A 15672-nucleotide genomic window follows, 5' to 3' on the forward strand; every position below is an offset into this window, starting at 1 on the left:
AGGCAGCGATGACATTACCCCGACACGTTGAATTGTATGAGGTAGGGCCAAGGGAAGGCTTTCAATCGGAACCAAGCAAGATTCTAACTGAAGATAAAATTAGCTTTATTAACTCACTGAGCCAGACTGGACTTAAAAACATTGAGGTTACTTCCTTTGTTAGTCCGAAATGGGTACCGCAGATGGCAGATGCAGAAATGGTATTAGCAAAGATTGATAGAGTACAGGGCGTCGCCTATCGGGCGGCATATCTGAATTTAAAAGGTCTTGAACGGGCGCTGCTCAACAACGTGACAATGGATGGAAGTCTTGTCCTATCTGCTAGTAATGCTTTTTCAAAGCGGAATATGAATAAATCGACGAGTGAAATGTTCGAAACACTGCCAGAATGGATTGAGGCCTATAAGAATGCAGGCATTCGGGTGAAACAGATGGGATTCATGGCTTCCTTTGGCTGCAACTTTGAAGGCTACATTTACTTAGATCATTTACTGGACATCATGGGAAAGGTTATTTCCTTAGCAGATAGCTATGGAGAAAAGATTCAGAAGGTTAAACTAGCCGATACAATGGGCTGGGCTAACCCGGAACAGATTAAGCGAACCGTTCGTGCCATTCAAGATAAATGGCCGGAACTTAATATACATTTGCATCTGCATGATACACGCGGACTGGGTCTTGCAAACGTTTACGCGGCGCTTTATGAGGGTCTGTGGGAATTCGATACGGCGGTTGCAGGCCTCGGAGGATGTCCATTTGCTGCAGTGAAAGGGGCACCAGGCAATATTTCTACAGAGGATGTCGCGTTTCTATGCGAACAAATGGGTATCGATACAGGACTTAACTTGGAATCTTTGGTCGAATGCGCCAAGATGGCGGAAGAGATTGTTGGGCGAGAGCTCCCTGGGCATCTGTCTAAAGGCGGGGTCCTCTTAGGAATCAGGCCGCATTCGTGGATGCAGGTACAAGGATCATAAATTAATAGATATAAATAATTGTAGAAGATGGAGGTATATAAGATGGATTTTGAATTTACTGACTTTCAGAATGATATTCGTGCTGGCGTGAGAGAGGTTTGTTCACGGTTCGATTTGGATTATTGGAGACAATCCCATGAGGAAGGCACCTATCCGACAGAATTTGTAAAAGCGATGAGTGACGCGGGCTGGTTAGGGGCACTTATTCCGGAAGAGTACGGCGGTTCAGGGTTAGGTTTTACAGAGGGAGCCATTATCTTAGAAGAAGTCAACCGATCTGGCGGAAACTCCAACCAAGTTCATGCCCAAATGTATACGATGGGTGCTCTTCTGAGACACGGCAGTGAGGAGCAAAAGCGAAAATACTTGCCGCAAATTGCAAACGGTTCCTTGAGGCTGCAAACCTTCGCTGTAACGGAACCAGATGCTGGTACGGACACGACAAAAATTAAAACAACTGCTGTGAAAAAGGGCGACCGTTACATTATTAACGGACAAAAAATCTTCATCTCCCGCTTCAACAACACAGATTTGATGCTGCTTCTTGCTCGTACAACACCGCTTGACAAAGTAGAAAAGAGAACACATGGCATCAGCTTATTCCTAATTGACACCCGTGACGTTGGAAAAGGCATTGAATCAACTAAAATCTCGACGATGCTAGGCGGAGATACGAATCAATTGTTCTTTAACGACCTTGAAGTTTCAGAAGATTGTTTGATCGGTGAAGAAGGAAGAGGACTTTACTGCGTGATGGACGGAATGGTTGCTGAAAGGATTCTTGTATCCGGTTCCGCGCTTGGTAATGGTAAGTGGTTTGTTGATCAGGCAGTCAAGTATGCGAACGAGCGGGTTGTATTTAACCGTCCAATCGGTCAAAACCAAGGCATCCAGTTCCCGATTGCGCAGGCGTATATGGAACTTCAAGCTGCAGAGGCGCTTATGTATAAAGCATCAACTAAATTCGATAACAATCTGCCAGCTGGTGCAGAAGCAAATATGGCGAAGTACCTGTGCTCTGAGGCTGCTTATCATGCGGCTGAAGCGTGTATGCAAACGCATGGCGGCTATGCTGCAGCAAATGAGTATCACATTAACCGCAAGTGGATGCAAGCAAGAATGATGAAGATCGCTCCTATCTCTTCAAATCTGATTTTAAGTTATGTAGGCCAGCACGTGTTGAAAATGCCAAGATCCTATTAAAAGAGATTCAAGAAAGGAGGGCGATTTGTGTGACTATAGTGAAAGAATCCTACGAAATGTTGAAGGTTGAATATAAAGGAGAAAACAACGAAATTCTGGTTGTTACGCTCAATCGGCCTGAAGTAATGAATGCGATGAATACTCAAATGCTCGAGGAAAGGCTAAGGCTGTTCCGTGAAGAGGCCTATAACGAAGACTTAAGATGCGTTGTCATCACCGGTGCAGGGGATAGAGCGTTTAGTACCGGAGGCGATTTAAAGGAACGCAACGGAATGAGCGACGGCACTTGGAAACGACAGCATCATATCATTGAGGATTTAGTTCTGTTAACACGGGATTTTCCGGTGCCTGTTATCGCTGCCGTAGAAGGCTACGCCCTTGCCGGCGGCTGTGAATTGGCGCTGTCAACTGATTTTATTATTGCTTCAGAAACCGCTGTTTTCGGCTTGTCAGAAGCATTAAGAGGGATTCTGCCTGGCGGCGGAGGATTGCAAAATTTAGCCAGAGCGATTGGCGTACGACGAGCTAAGGAGCTTATCTATACAGGCCGTAAAATTGATGCAGCATTAGCATACGAATGGGGTTTGGTTAACCTCGTCGTTTCGAAAGGAAAAGCTCTGGAAACGGCACTGGAAATAGCGGAAAAAATAGCAGAAACCGCCCCGATGGCAGTTAGAGCGGCAAAGGTCTCGATTAATAAAGGATCTGACACAGATTACCAAACTGCTTACGCTTTGGATATTGCCGCATACAACCAGTTGGTAACATCACAAGACCGGTTAGAGGGAGTGGCAGCTTTCAATGAAAAGCGTAAACCAAGATGGAAAAATCAATAACTTGATGTCAAGGCTCACCGCCTTTATTACAGATATATCCTATGAAAAGCTTCCAGAGGAAATGGTGGAATTGGCCAAGCAGGCAATCATTGATACCCTTGGGGTGGCAATAGCCGGGTGGAATGAACCTGCCGTAGAAAAGGCTAAAAAGGTATATGTCTCTCAGGAAAGCGGGCTGGGTGGTGTCGCCTCTCTTTGGGGAGAGCCAGTGAAGGCGGATTTTGATAAAGCAGCCATCATTAATGGAACCGCTTCCCATGTGTTGGATTATGACGATGCTTCTGTTGGTGTCGTCATCCATCCAAGCGCTCCGATTCTGTCTGCGATAGCGCCTCTGGCCGAAAAGCTGAAAAGCTCGGGTAAGGAAGTCATTACAGCCTATAGTATCGGAACGGAGGTCATGATCCGAATTGGGCAAGTGATGGGAATACGGCATTATAATCTCGGCTGGCATGCAACCGATACGTTGGGCACGATTGGAGCGGCGGCCGCTGCCTCCTATCTGCTTCATCTCACTGAAGATCAATGCTCCCATGCCATTGCCATTGCTGTATCGATGACCGGAGGGCTGCAGAAGAATTTCGGCTCTATGACCAAATCGCTGCATGTTGGATTGGCAGCATCACACGGCATTCAGGCAGCCATCTTAGCTGATGAAGGCTTCACAGGGAATAAGGATATCTTTGGAAAACGCGGTTTTTTCATGGCATTTAGCGGCGGGGCCGACGAAGGTGAGCTGCAGAAGGGGATGGATTCCATCACCTTCGGGGAGCCATTCGATATGCTAGAAGGATTATCCGTCAAAAAGTTCCCTTGCTGCTTTGGTACACACCGCTTTATCCAAGGAGCATTAGAGCTTAAAGACGAGCATCAGCTGAGCTTAGATGATATAGATGAAATTGTGCTGCAAGCGCAGCCGAGAAGTCTCTTGCCATTAGTTCATTCTCGACCTGTAACTGGATTACAAGGAAAGTTCAGTGCGGAATATACCGTACTGGCGGCCATAGCCGACGGACATGTGAGGCTGAGCAGCTTTGAAGACAATCAAGTGCTCCGTAGAGACATTCAGAAGCTATTTCCTGCGGTCAAGGTGTTGGAATTGCAGGAATCTGAGGAAGACAAGCGGCTTAACCGAAGATTAGCGGTAGAAATAAGAATAAAAACAACGAATGGACAAGTGTATGAAAAAAAGGTACAACACGCACCAGGCTCCAAAGAAAAACCACTGAGTGAAGCAGAGCATCGAGAGAAGTGGATCAGCTGCCTGAGCCACTATGCCCAGTCTTCACTTCAACATAGCAGTGTAAAGAACATCGCTCAAGAGCTGTATGATCAAGGTTTGCGAATTGATACATTCACATACTTTAGTGATTGGATAAACGAGATACACAACCAATTGAATGATTTTAATCAAAAACAGATGGTTTGATTCCACTAAAGAATCAAATGGAAGGAGTATCATAATGAAAATTGCATTGTTCAATGAAAATCGCTTAGGTGTTGTTGATGGCAGCAGCGTGACCGATATTACTGAATTAACATATTGGAACAACGAGGAGCCGCAAGCTTCCCTAGTCAAGCTGATGGAAGAATTTGAGGCTTTGAAACCAAAAATTGAAGATGGCCTAGGGTCTTGTCCTGTTTATCAAATATCGAATGTGTCGCTTCGTGCCCCTGTGCCAAATCCGAGTAAAATCGTAGCAGCTCCTATTAATTATATCCTGCACAAACAAGAGATGAACACCGCTTTAACGGTGGACGGTCTCGGCTTTTTCCTCAAATCGCCTTCTTCCATTATTGGACCTGATCAAACGGTCCTGCTTCCGTTCAGAGACCGGAGAGTAGATCATGAAGCGGAAATTGCCTTCGTAGTGGGTAAGGAGGCCAAGGATGTAAAGGCGGAGGATGCGTCTAAGTACATTTTCGGATATCTTGCCTTAATGGACATTACGGTACGTGGTAAGGAAGATCGACCATGGCGTAAATCCTTCGATACCTTTACTCCAATCGGTCCATGGATTGTCACTGGTGACGAAGTGGGAAACCCAAATCAACTGCAGATGAATTTGTGGGTAAACGATGAAATCCGACAATCAGCCAACACAAGTGATCTCATTTACGATTGCTATAAATTTTTTGAGGCGGCATCCAGTGTAATGACGCTGCTTCCGGGGGATATTGTCACGACTGGAACACCAGAAGGAGTGGCTCCAATAACAAAAGGTGATACCGTACGAATTCACATTGAAAGAATCGGTGAATTTTCTGTAGCGGTTGACTATAAACCGGGAATTTGACCAGTTTATTTTGAGAACGATATTCTACGAGTTTGATACTGCCTAAATAACTTTATTGTTACTGTACGTTAATTACGAAAGTGGGGATGTAATATGTCGGAACATAAATCAAATCAACAATGGACACCAGAATTGCTGGATTTCTATCAGGAGCTGAAGGATCAGAATATGGGTCCCTTATGGGCATCCGTATTCAGCTCCCCACAGCCAAAGCCCCGAGCAGTTCCCTATATGTGGAAAAAGAATCAGATTCTCAAAGCGCTGGACAAAGCAAAGGAGCTGCTCCAGGTAGGTACGGGATCCATTGATCGGCGAGCGGTATATTTAATCAATCCTGGTATGAAGAATTTGGAGCCACACGGTTGGGGCGGGGCAACGCAAACACTGTATGCTGCCGTTCAAGCTCTTAATCCAGGGGAAATTGCCCCATCTCACAGGCATATGACTTCAGCGCTGCGGTTTATTATGGAAGGTCAGGGCGCATCGGGAATTGTGAACGGTGTGAAATATCATTTCGAACCGGGGGACTACGTCATTACGCCGGAGTGGTGCTGGCACGATCATGTAAATGAAGGAAATGAAACGGTGTTGTGGATGGACTGTTTAGATATCCCTTTCACTTCGGCATTGACAAGTTCCTTCTTCGAACTGTATCCAGAGGAGCAGCAGCCGGTTGAGTTTCCTGATGATTACGGCACAAAGCGTTATGCAGGCGGGATGGTACGGCCGATTTCGGATCGCAAGCCAACACCTGCACCGCTCGGACGATACACATGGGATTTGACGAAACAAGCACTGGATGGACAAAGTGAATTTGTTCCTGATAAATTCGACGGGTTCGCAGTGGAATATTTCAATCCTTCCACCGGCAAAGACGCAAATGGAAGGATTGGCGCCAGAATGCAGAAACTGCCGCTTCAATATAAGGGAAAAGCGCATCGTCATATGCACAGCTCGGTATATCATGTACACAAGGGACGCGGGTACACGGTGATGAACGGTATTCGTTTTGACTGGGAAGCGGGCGACTTCTTCGCACTCCCGGCCTGGACATGGCATGAGCACGTGAATACATCGGAAACAGAAGAGGCATTTTTGTTCTCTACGAATGATCTGCCGATTTTGGAGCCTTTTGGCTTTGAAAGAGAAGAAGCATATACAGAAAATGGCGGTTATCAGGAGATCCTATCCGTTTTTGAGACTGAACACTCAGATGTTATAGCAATAGATTAATAGAATAATGAACCAATATACTAAAGGGGTGATCACGTGGGAGAAGTTAAAGAAGTGATCGTTGTAGGCGGGGGAATTGGCGGTTTAGCTGCTGCTTACGGTATAGCTAAATTAGGAAAAAAGGTAACACTGCTTGAGCAGGCGCCACAGTTTGGTGAGGTGGGCGCAGGATTACAGGTAGGTCCCAATGGCTTGCGGGCGTTGGATGCTTTGGGAGTCCTGGAAGAAGTCTATAAGTTGGCGGTGTTTCCTCGCCGTCATGTGTTCATGGACGCGTTAAGCGGCAAGGAGCTGTCGGCTGTTCAATTTGGAGAATCATTCCGCGGGCGCTTCGGGTATCCATACATTGTTATTCATCGTTCTGATTTGCATAGTGTCTTACTGAAGGCTTGTCAATCTCTAGATAATGTTTCATTCTTAACCAATCATAAATTGGAATCCGTTAAAGAATTCGCTGATTATGTAGAATTACGTTGTGAAAACGGAGCGGTACTACTGGCGGAAACAGTAATCGGTGCTGACGGTATCCGTTCAATGACTCGTAAAATAGTAAGTCAAGCAGAACCAATTATCTCTCAGTATGTGGCATATCGCTTTACCGTTCCAATGACAGAAATGACGATTGATATCGACTGGGACGAGAAATTAACGTGGATCGGACCTGGTATTCATCTAGTACAATATCCGGTACGTCATAAGAGTGTAATTAATCAGGTAGCTGTGTTCAAAAGCTATAAATATAATAAGGACTCCGATGATTGGGGAACAGCGGAAGAACTGCATCAAATGTTTGCCGATAGCTGTTCGACCATTAAAGAATCCCTGAAGTTTGCAAATCGCGGTTTAATCACAAAGCTGTTTGATATCGAACCGTTGGAAAAGTGGTCAACCAATCGCGTTACACTGCTGGGAGATAGTGCTCATGCGATGCTGCAATATCTTGCACAAGGGGCTTGTCAGGCACTTGAAGATGCAGTTTGTTTAACGGAAAAAATACGTGCCAACGGCTCAAATACAGCAAAAGCGTTGGACGAATATCAACAAGAACGTATTCCTAGAACGGCAGAGGTACAGCGTGGGGCAAGGACTTGGGGAGAAATCAAGCATGCAGAAGATTCGGTTACAAGACTCCTTCGTAATACAATCATGCTGAATCGTTCAGCAGACGATTACAAATATTTAGATTGGTTATACAAAGAGAGAGTTCTTACCACTGTTTAAAATTAAGCAGGCAGGTTCTACACAAGTAGTTCAAAGGCTATATTCCTTTATACATTTTAGGATATAGCCTTTAAGTATCCTTCTTAATAGAATGATTTAATTATATAAATTCAAGGGCGTGATTACATGAAATCTATTAAATCGAGAGGTCCTTTAGAGGGTATCCGCATTCTTGATTTGTCAACGGTTATTGCTGCCCCCTATGGTGCCGCACTTCTTGGTGATTTTGGGGCAGAAGTTATAAAAATTGAGATGCCAAAGGTCGGCGATCCATTGCGGAATCTTGGTCCCTATTATAAAGGGGAAGGATTAAGATGGCCGGGGATGTCTAGGAACAAGAAATCCATTACGTTGGATTTGCGTCAGGAAGAGGGGAAGGAAATTCTCCGGAAGCTGGTTAGCAAATCGGATATGGTCATTGAAAACTTCCGAACCGGTACACTGGAAAAATGGGGGATTGGCTATGAAGAGCTAAAGAAATACAAGGCTGATTTAGTGATGATCAGGGTAACTGGCTATGGACAGACCGGTCCTTATTCACACAAAGCAGGGTTCGGTACACCCGCCACAGCCTTCAGCGGTTTTACATATCTGCATGGATACCCTGATCGTCCGCCGATTAGCCCTTCTTTTTCCTTAGCCGATTATGTAACAGGAATTTATGTCGCTTTTGCAGCGGTTACAGCCTTGTATCACAGGGACTGTCAAGATGAAGGAACAGGTCAGTACGTGGATGTCAGTTTATATGAATCAATGTTCAGAATGATGGAATTTTTGGTTACAGATTATGACCAGACTGGCAACATTAAGGAAAGGTCACCAGGTTTGAGCGGTCACTCAGCACCTGCAGGAAATTTCCTGACTAAGGACGGACAGTGGATTATTTTGGTTACGAGCTCCGACAAGACCTTTGAACGTTTGGCAAAAGCCATGAATCGAGAAGATATGCTGACGGATGAACGCTATCATACCAATTCAGTCCGATTGACCCGATTTGATGAAGTCAATGGGATCGTCTCTGATTGGGTGAAAACGAAAACAAAGGATGAACTGCAGCATCTCCTAGACGAATGCGGTGTACCGATGAGTCAAATCTACAGCATCAAGGATATTTATGAAGATCCTCAGTATCAGGCGAGAGAAAATATTGTTGAAGTTGAACATCCACGTCTAGGTAAAGTGAAAATCCCTGGGATTGTTCCTAAATTTTCTGAAACACCAGGTTCCATCAGGCAAATTGCTCCGGATTTAGGCGAGCATAATGATGAAATCCTAAAAGATCTGTTGGAGCTGGACGGTGAAACCATTGATAGTTTAAAAGAGAAAAAAGTGATATAAAGGAGTGTTCGAACTTGGCGAGTAATAGAAAGGTTATCATTACTGAGGTTTGTCCAAGGGACGGATTTCAAAGCGTTAGTGAATGGATTCCAACGGAAGAAAAAGTCAGAATTATTAATCAACTGATAGATTGTGGCTATAAACAGATTGAGGTTACTTCTTTTGTACATCCTAAAGCAATTCCGCAATTGAAGGATGCAGATGAAGTGTTGAAAAGAATTAAACGCTCGGAACATGTGAAGCTGCGGGCATTAGTTCCAAATACCCGCGGTTTAGAAAGAGCCATAGCATCTGGCGTAGACAAGGTAAAGCTGATGTTGTCTGCTTCCGATTCTCATAGCATAAGCAATGCAAACTGCAAGACGGAAGAGGCTTTTCAGAAGTTTGTACCGTTAGTCGAACTCGGAGAAAAAAGTGGCATGAAGGTGTCGGGATCAATATCTGTTGCGTTTGGATGTCCTTATGAAGGTGAAATACCGGTTGAACGTCTCTTGATGATCTGTGAACGATATCGTTCCTTAGGAATTAAGGAAGTTTCACTGGCAGATACAACAGGTATGGCAAATCCACTGCGAATTAAAAACAATGTTCGGAAATTAATGAGGAATTTTCCAGACTTTACTTTTTCCCTTCATCTTCATAATACAAGAGGTATGGCATTTGCCAATGCCGTGGCCGGCTGGGAGGAAGGCATTGTACATTTTGACAGTTCTGCTGGCGGATTGGGAGGCTGTCCTTATGCACCCGGAGCGAGCGGCAATATAGCGTCTGAGGATTTGATTCATGGATTTGAGGAAATGGGGATTCATACGGGAGTTTCATTAAAAAGCGTATTGGAGGCTGCAAAGGATATTCAGCAAAGTCTTCCACACTATGTAGACAGTTTTTTACTGAAAGCAGGCAAATGTTCGGACTTATCCGTAAGTCCAATGACGCAGCAAAAAGTGGAGTTATAGTTAGGAGAAACGGAGGATTACGAGTGTATCAGCAAAAGTTAAGTACTGCCAACGGATCGGTTGCCATATACAGTCTGCAGTTGTTGGGACAAAGTGGCTTTGTGAATGTGGATAACTTGCCATACACAACGAAGATTCTGCTTGAATCGCTCATGCGAAATCAAAGCAGAATCGGGTTTACAGAACAGGATTTGATCCGGATGGCTTCCAGAAGCTCTAATGAATCAGTTGAAATCCCGCTTATGCCCACACGAGTCATTATGCAGGATGCATCGGGTGTGCCGGCTTTAGTTGACTTGGTGTCGCTTCGTCAACGATTGATGGAGGAAGGAATCGATCCAAATCAGGTAAATCCCGTTATTCCCGTTGATTTGGTTATCGACCATTCGGTTAAAGTTGATTACTTTGGAACGGCATCTGCGTTCTCAAAAAATCTTCAACTAGAATATGAACGAAATCAGGAAAGATACAAGTTTTTAAAATGGGCGCAGCAATCCTTTAATGACATTCGCGTCGTACCGCCAGCGAACGGAATTATTCATCAAGTAAACATGGAATGTTTGACTAAAATTGTACAATTATCAAATCAGAATCATGAGAGAATAGCCCATCTCGAAATGGTTATTGGGACGGATTCTCATACCACAATGGTGAATGCATTAGGTGTGCTGGGCTGGGGGGTGGGAGGAATCGAAGCGGAATCAGCCATGCTTGGTATCCCTGTCAGTATACCAATACCTGAAGTGGTGGGAGTCGAAATTACTGGGCAATTAAATGAGGGAGTTACAGCGACGGATGTTGCCTTAACGATCACTCAGCTTCTAAGAAAGCACAATGTCGTGGGTAAATTTGTTGAATTCTTTGGTCCCAGCTTAAAGTATCTTTCCCTTCCCGATCGGGCGACCATATCAAATATGGCACCAGAATATGGGGCAACCTGCGGCTTCTTTCCGGTTGATGATGAGACGTTGAAATTTTTGCGTATGACGGGCAAACAGGATGAGGAAGTCGATCTTGTAGAGCGATATTGTAAAGAACAAGGACTGTTCCATATATCCGATTCCAGCAGAAAAAGAAAAGCTTATTCCGACTTTTTGGTGTTTGATTTACAGTCGGTGGAAGCGAGTGTTTCTGGCCCAAGGCGTCCGCAAGACAGAATGCCGCTTCGCGCGGTGAGACAATCGTTTCCCAAATCCCTGTCTCCCATTGAGGAAAACAATATAAATATCAAGAGCACACCATTAAATGATGGATCCATCGTGATTGCAGCCATCACAAGCTGTACGAATACATCAAACCCCTTCAATATGATAGGTGCAGGTCTTTTGGCCAAGAAGGCGGTGGAGAAAGGCTTAACCGTACCCAAAACCATTCAGACTTCTTTGGCACCTGGTTCGAAGGCTGTTACAGCATATTTGCAAAAAGCAGGATTGCTGCCATATTTAGAAAAGCTGGGATTTTATCATGCTGGTTACGGATGTGCAGTATGTGTGGGCAACAGCGGCAAATTGGATGAAAAAGTAGAACATGCGATTCAGGAGCATGATTTGACGGTAGCGGCCGTATTAAGCGGAAACCGTAATTTTGAAGGACGCATTCACGCCTTAGTAAAAGCTAACTATTTGGCCTCCCCTCCTTTGGTCATCGCCTTTGCTATCGCAGGCACCATAAATATTGATTTGGAATCCGAACCGCTGGGTCGATCTGCATCGGGCAAAGAGGTCTATTTGAAGGATATTTGGCCAAGTTCCGAGGAAATTGCTAGCTTGATAGATTCCACGATTTCATCCGATGTATTCCGCGAATCCTATGAAAATGTGTTTGAAGGCGACGATAGATGGCAGGCTCTAGAATATGATGAACATCCGATTTTTAGGTGGGATGATCGGTCCACGTACTTTAAAGCCTCTCCTTTCTTCAAGGCAGAGATTACAGAATACCAGCCAGGAGATATTCACCAAGCAAGAGTTTTGTTAATGCTTGGTGATTCCGTTACAACAGACCATATTTCGCCGGTCGGCCATATTCCTTATGATAGTACTGCCGGACAATACCTTCTTCAGCATGACGTCAAATCCGTCGACTTTAATTCTTACGGATCGCGCCGAGGAAATCACGAGGTACTTGTCAGGGGGACTTTTGCCCATCCGAGGCTAAAGAATAAACTAGTAGAGAAAACAGGCGGTTTAACCCGTTATGTACCGAGCGGGGAAGAAATGGATGTCTATTCTGCCTCCATGATTTACCAACAGGAAAATACGCCGCTGATCATCTTAGCCGGTAAAGACTATGGGATGGGGAGTGCAAGAGATTGGGCTGCTAAAGGCACTTATCTCCTCGGCGTTAGGGCAGTCATAGCGGAAAGTTTTGAACGCATCCACCGCAGTAACCTGGCCATGATGGGGATTGTGCCCCTTCAATTTATGCCTGGCGAAAACTATGAATCGATGAATCTGAACGGCATAGAGACCTATTCTATCATAGGGTTGAATGAGCCGCTCAGCCCGTTTCAAAAGATGAGGGTTGAAGCTATTAAACCGGATGGCTCAAGGACCGCGTTCCAGACGGTGTTGCGTTTGGATACCCGCATGGAGATTCATCTATATTTGAAAAAAGGTGTTTTTCAGAATATCCTAGACCAATGGGTAGAGAGAATAGAAGTATTATGATAAATGACTACAAAAAAGTCTGATGGACGGATAATTCCATCAGACTTTTTTATTACAATTATATAAAAATAAATCCTAACCTTATTTCGTTGACAAAAATATTAGGTTAATATATTATCAATTCGAGATATATGATTTAAAAATAACAAAATACAGGATAAAAAAAGGAGAATTATATAAATGAATGTTTTAGTAGTTAAAGCAAACAATCGCCCAGCTTCAGAAGCTGTATCAAGCAAAATGTATGAAACTTTTATGGAGAACCTAGAAGGTGTGAATGTCACAACTTTCGACGTTTTCGCTGAGGATATGCCTTACTTCGGTCAAGATTTATTTAACGCATTCGGCAAACTTGAATCAGGCGAAGAAATGACAGACCTAGAAAAACGTCTTCTTGCTGCAAAACAAAAAGCAATGGACGCTCTTACAGCAGCTGACTTAGTTGTATTTGCCTTCCCATTATGGAACTTAACAATCCCAGCACCATTACAAACGTTCATTGATTATGTATACCAAGCTGGTTTCACTTTCAAGTACAATGAAAATGGTCAAGCTGTCCAATTAATGACACACAAAAAAGCGATTATCCTAAGTGCACGCGGCGGAGTTTACTCAACACCGGAAGCAGCACCAATGGAAATGTCTGCAAATTATATTAAAAACGTAGTTGGCGGCGTATTCGGCATGGAAATCGTAGATGAAGTTATTATCGAAGGTCACGCTGCAATGCCAGCTCAAGCAGAAACGATTATTGCTGAAGGTTTAGACAAGGTAAAAGCAGCTGCAAAGAAATTATCAGCAGTAGCTGTATAATATAGAAAGTTTTCATTAAAAAATGAAATTGTTCCCTTGGACAGCAAAAAGGAGTGTCCAAGGGAACAATATTTGAAGAATCGTTCCTTGCAATGAAGAAAATATAGGTTACAGGGAGCGATACTTGGATAATCATCCCCTTGAAAGACAAAAGCTTGGGTACAAGGGAACAATACTTGAAGAACTTCGTTAATACAAACAATCTATCTTAATGGCAACGAGACCACCCTATCTCGTGTCCTTTAATTGTTTTTATTCGTTCCCCCGAACGCGATTGAATAGTTATCAGGATCAGCAATGATAAATTCCTTCCAAGGACCAGCATTTTCGTCAATCCAAGGTTCGATGACAAACCTAGCCCCCTTTTCTTTAAATTCCGTATATAGTTCATCTAGTGCTGCACAGTTTTCTACATAACAATATACATCTGGAGCAGGATGGGTATATCCTTGTGCAGGTCTGTTTGGCTGAACATCAATAGGAGAATTAGCCTGAAGTAATTTGATACCTAAACCAGTGAAACCATCCCGAATAACCCACCAATCCGTAACTTCACATCCTAAGATGTCCCGATAATAGGCTTTTGATTTCTCCAGGTTTGAAACAAGTAAAACTGTTAATGAACTATGTATTTGCCTCATAATCTTCTACCTTCTCTCTTTTAAAAACTTCTAATATTTATTCAAGAATAGAGGCAAAATTACCTTCTATTCTAATCGTTGTTAATGAAATCATATGATATATTAAGAAAGCTATAATGAATAGAATTCTGGAATATATCAATAATAATTAAAACTATTTATTTAGAATGGACGGCGTCTCTTAAAAGGTATAATATGGGAGCGGTAACCCAATTTGCATTTTTTATTCAATGTCGAATGGAGATTAGAAATGGAGATTAAGTATAACTTAACTGAAAAGGATTATTTAAACTTTAATCTTTTTCATGTGAAAAATTCTGCATCCGCAACAAGATCCTTAAATTTGCAAAGATATGTTACACCACTGGTTTATTTAATTTTTGCCTACATATTTTCTTCAATTGCAGACATCCCATTCTTGTATGCGGCCATCCCATTTTTGATTGTAGGTATATTATGGGCTGTTTTTTATTCGAAGTATTTTTATTATACGATTTCCCGGCAAACCAAAAAGATGATTAGGGAAGGCAAGAATGAGGGAATAATTGGTGAACATACGATGAATATGACAGAGGAAGGTATCGTTGATACGAATCCGAACGGTGAAACGAAGGTAAATTGGTCAGGGTTCATAAAGCTTGTGGAAGATGAATCTAGTCTCTATCTATACAATAGTGCGGTTAGTGCTTACATCATCCCAAAAAGAGACTTAGCGAATGTGGAGGAAATTAGACAATTTATAAAAAGTAAATTGCCTAATGAATAGAACAAACTGGATCTAATCCACTCAAACATCGGTAATCAAAAATATTAGAAGTCAAAGAAGCTTTAGGGTAAGGTTAACTTATCCTAGGCTTTTTTTATTGTATATACTTTTTAAAAATAATTGTTCAAACTTTAAAAACTTCCTATTAAGGCAAATCGTCTAAGTATAGGAAGGGGGAAAGAAGTTGTGGAAGAAATGATTATTGAGGGACTTGCAACAGAGAATAAGGACCTCCTGATTGATGAAATCATGAATCAATATGGACAGGAGATCCTACAACTTACATATTCCTATGTAAATAATAAAGCTGTTGCGGAGGATTTGACGCAGGACATATTTGTTAAGTGTTACAATGCTCTCCATACATATAGTGGTAAATCAAAACTTCGAACTTGGTTATGGCGGATTACGATGAACCATTGTAAGGATTTTTTAAGGAGTTGGTATACCAGGAATGTGGTTGCAACTGGTGAAGAACTGACTCACAATGGTACAAAAAAAGAACTGGTTGAGCAGGCCGTCATCCAAAGGGAAGAGGATGATGAGTTAATTTCTGCGATTATGACGCTGCCGATTAAATATCGTGAAGTGATCTACCTCTTTTATTATCAGGAATTGCCAATCAAAGAAATTGCAGAGCTCACGGACACTGGTATTAATACGGTTAAAACAAGACTAAGGCGTGCCAAAGAACTTCTGAAACAACGATTGGAGGAATAACT

Annotated in this window: 14 protein-coding genes; 13 read left to right on the plus strand and 1 reads right to left on the minus strand. The window is 43.1% G+C overall.

The features are described 5' to 3' along the window. Nucleotides 1–8: 8 nt before the first annotated feature. The 11 genes from QNH29_RS03900 (at nt 9) to QNH29_RS03950 (ending at nt 13543) form a co-directional block, all read left to right on the plus strand. Nucleotides 9–977: a hydroxymethylglutaryl-CoA lyase gene (locus QNH29_RS03900; RefSeq protein WP_283863541.1), complete on the plus strand. Its 969-nt coding sequence runs from the start codon at nt 9–11 to the stop codon at nt 975–977. Nucleotides 978–1019: 42 nt separating this feature from the next. Beyond that, nucleotides 1020–2180: an acyl-CoA dehydrogenase family protein gene (locus tag QNH29_RS03905; RefSeq protein ID WP_283863542.1), complete on the plus strand. Its 1161-nt coding sequence runs from the start codon at nt 1020–1022 to the stop codon at nt 2178–2180. Nucleotides 2181–2209: 29 nt separating this feature from the next. Then, nucleotides 2210–3016: an enoyl-CoA hydratase/isomerase family protein gene (locus QNH29_RS03910; RefSeq protein WP_283863543.1), complete on the plus strand. Its 807-nt coding sequence runs from the start codon at nt 2210–2212 to the stop codon at nt 3014–3016. Nucleotides 3017–3020: 4 nt separating this feature from the next. After that, nucleotides 3021–4445 carry an MmgE/PrpD family protein gene (locus tag QNH29_RS03915; protein ID WP_283863544.1) on the plus strand — a complete coding sequence of 475 codons (1425 nt, stop codon included), beginning with the start codon at nt 3021–3023 and terminating at the stop codon, nt 4443–4445. Nucleotides 4446–4479: 34 nt separating this feature from the next. After that, nucleotides 4480–5313 carry a fumarylacetoacetate hydrolase family protein gene (locus QNH29_RS03920; RefSeq protein WP_283863545.1) on the plus strand — a complete coding sequence of 278 codons (834 nt, stop codon included), beginning with the start codon at nt 4480–4482 and terminating at the stop codon, nt 5311–5313. A gap of 93 nt (nt 5314–5406) precedes the next feature. Further along, complete coding sequence (locus tag QNH29_RS03925) at nt 5407–6546, plus strand: cupin domain-containing protein (protein WP_283863546.1); 1140 nt, start codon at nt 5407–5409, stop codon at nt 6544–6546. A 36-nt stretch (nt 6547–6582) separates the two neighbouring features. Next, nucleotides 6583–7767, plus strand: coding sequence for an FAD-dependent monooxygenase (locus QNH29_RS03930; RefSeq protein ID WP_283863547.1), 1185 nt, complete (start codon nt 6583–6585; stop codon nt 7765–7767). 126 nt (nt 7768–7893) lie between these two features. Next, nucleotides 7894–9105 (plus strand): CaiB/BaiF CoA transferase family protein, encoded by a 1212-nt coding sequence (locus QNH29_RS03935; RefSeq protein WP_283863548.1) that lies wholly within the window; start codon nt 7894–7896, stop codon nt 9103–9105. A 14-nt stretch (nt 9106–9119) separates the two neighbouring features. Next, on the plus strand, nt 9120–10061 hold the full coding sequence (locus QNH29_RS03940; protein WP_283863549.1) for a hydroxymethylglutaryl-CoA lyase: 942 nt from the start codon (nt 9120–9122) through the stop codon (nt 10059–10061). Further along, nucleotides 10010–12730: an aconitate hydratase AcnA gene (acnA, locus tag QNH29_RS03945; protein WP_481858776.1), complete on the plus strand. Its 2721-nt coding sequence runs from the start codon at nt 10010–10012 to the stop codon at nt 12728–12730. Before QNH29_RS03940 ends, acnA begins: the two co-directional genes overlap by 52 nt. A gap of 180 nt (nt 12731–12910) precedes the next feature. Beyond that, entirely contained in the window at nt 12911–13543 is a 633-nt protein-coding gene (locus QNH29_RS03950) for an FMN-dependent NADH-azoreductase (protein WP_283863551.1), read from the plus strand. A 242-nt stretch (nt 13544–13785) separates the two neighbouring features. On the opposite strand, the gene QNH29_RS03955 is transcribed toward QNH29_RS03950, so the two are convergent. After that, complete coding sequence (locus tag QNH29_RS03955; protein ID WP_283863552.1) at nt 13786–14184, minus strand: VOC family protein; 399 nt, start codon at nt 14182–14184, stop codon at nt 13786–13788. A gap of 250 nt (nt 14185–14434) precedes the next feature. On the opposite strand from QNH29_RS03955, the gene QNH29_RS03960 reads away from it, so the two are divergent. Further along, nucleotides 14435–14950, plus strand: coding sequence for a YcxB family protein (locus QNH29_RS03960; RefSeq protein WP_283863553.1), 516 nt, complete (start codon nt 14435–14437; stop codon nt 14948–14950). A gap of 195 nt (nt 14951–15145) precedes the next feature. Further along, a complete protein-coding gene (locus tag QNH29_RS03965; RefSeq protein WP_283865527.1) occupies nt 15146–15670 on the plus strand; it encodes a sigma-70 family RNA polymerase sigma factor in 525 nt (174 codons plus the stop codon). The last annotated feature ends 2 nt before the right edge of the window (nt 15671–15672 follow it).

The organism is Neobacillus sp. DY30, assembly GCF_030123065.1.
In the GTDB taxonomy this organism is placed as follows: Bacteria; Bacillota; Bacilli; order Bacillales; family Cytobacillaceae; genus Neobacillus.

What these genes read in the sequence shown, in the direction of transcription:
- QNH29_RS03900 (WP_283863541.1), top strand. Translation starts at nt 9, where the DNA reads ATGACATTACCCCGACACGTTGAATTGTATGAGGTAGGGCCAAGGGAA.
- QNH29_RS03905 (WP_283863542.1), top strand. Translation starts at nt 1,020, where the DNA reads ATGGATTTTGAATTTACTGACTTTCAGAATGATATTCGTGCTGGCGTG.
- QNH29_RS03915 (WP_283863544.1), top strand. Translation starts at nt 3,021, where the DNA reads ATGTCAAGGCTCACCGCCTTTATTACAGATATATCCTATGAAAAGCTT.
- QNH29_RS03920 (WP_283863545.1), top strand. Translation starts at nt 4,480, where the DNA reads ATGAAAATTGCATTGTTCAATGAAAATCGCTTAGGTGTTGTTGATGGC.
- QNH29_RS03925 (WP_283863546.1), top strand. Translation starts at nt 5,407, where the DNA reads ATGTCGGAACATAAATCAAATCAACAATGGACACCAGAATTGCTGGAT.
- QNH29_RS03935 (WP_283863548.1), top strand. Translation starts at nt 7,894, where the DNA reads ATGAAATCTATTAAATCGAGAGGTCCTTTAGAGGGTATCCGCATTCTT.
- acnA (WP_481858776.1), top strand. Translation starts at nt 10,010, where the DNA reads ATGTTCGGACTTATCCGTAAGTCCAATGACGCAGCAAAAAGTGGAGTT.
- QNH29_RS03950 (WP_283863551.1), top strand. Translation starts at nt 12,911, where the DNA reads ATGAATGTTTTAGTAGTTAAAGCAAACAATCGCCCAGCTTCAGAAGCT.
- QNH29_RS03955 (WP_283863552.1), bottom strand. Translation starts at nt 14,184, where the DNA reads ATGAGGCAAATACATAGTTCATTAACAGTTTTACTTGTTTCAAACCTG.
- QNH29_RS03960 (WP_283863553.1), top strand. Translation starts at nt 14,435, where the DNA reads ATGGAGATTAAGTATAACTTAACTGAAAAGGATTATTTAAACTTTAAT.
- QNH29_RS03965 (WP_283865527.1), top strand. Translation starts at nt 15,146, where the DNA reads ATGATTATTGAGGGACTTGCAACAGAGAATAAGGACCTCCTGATTGAT.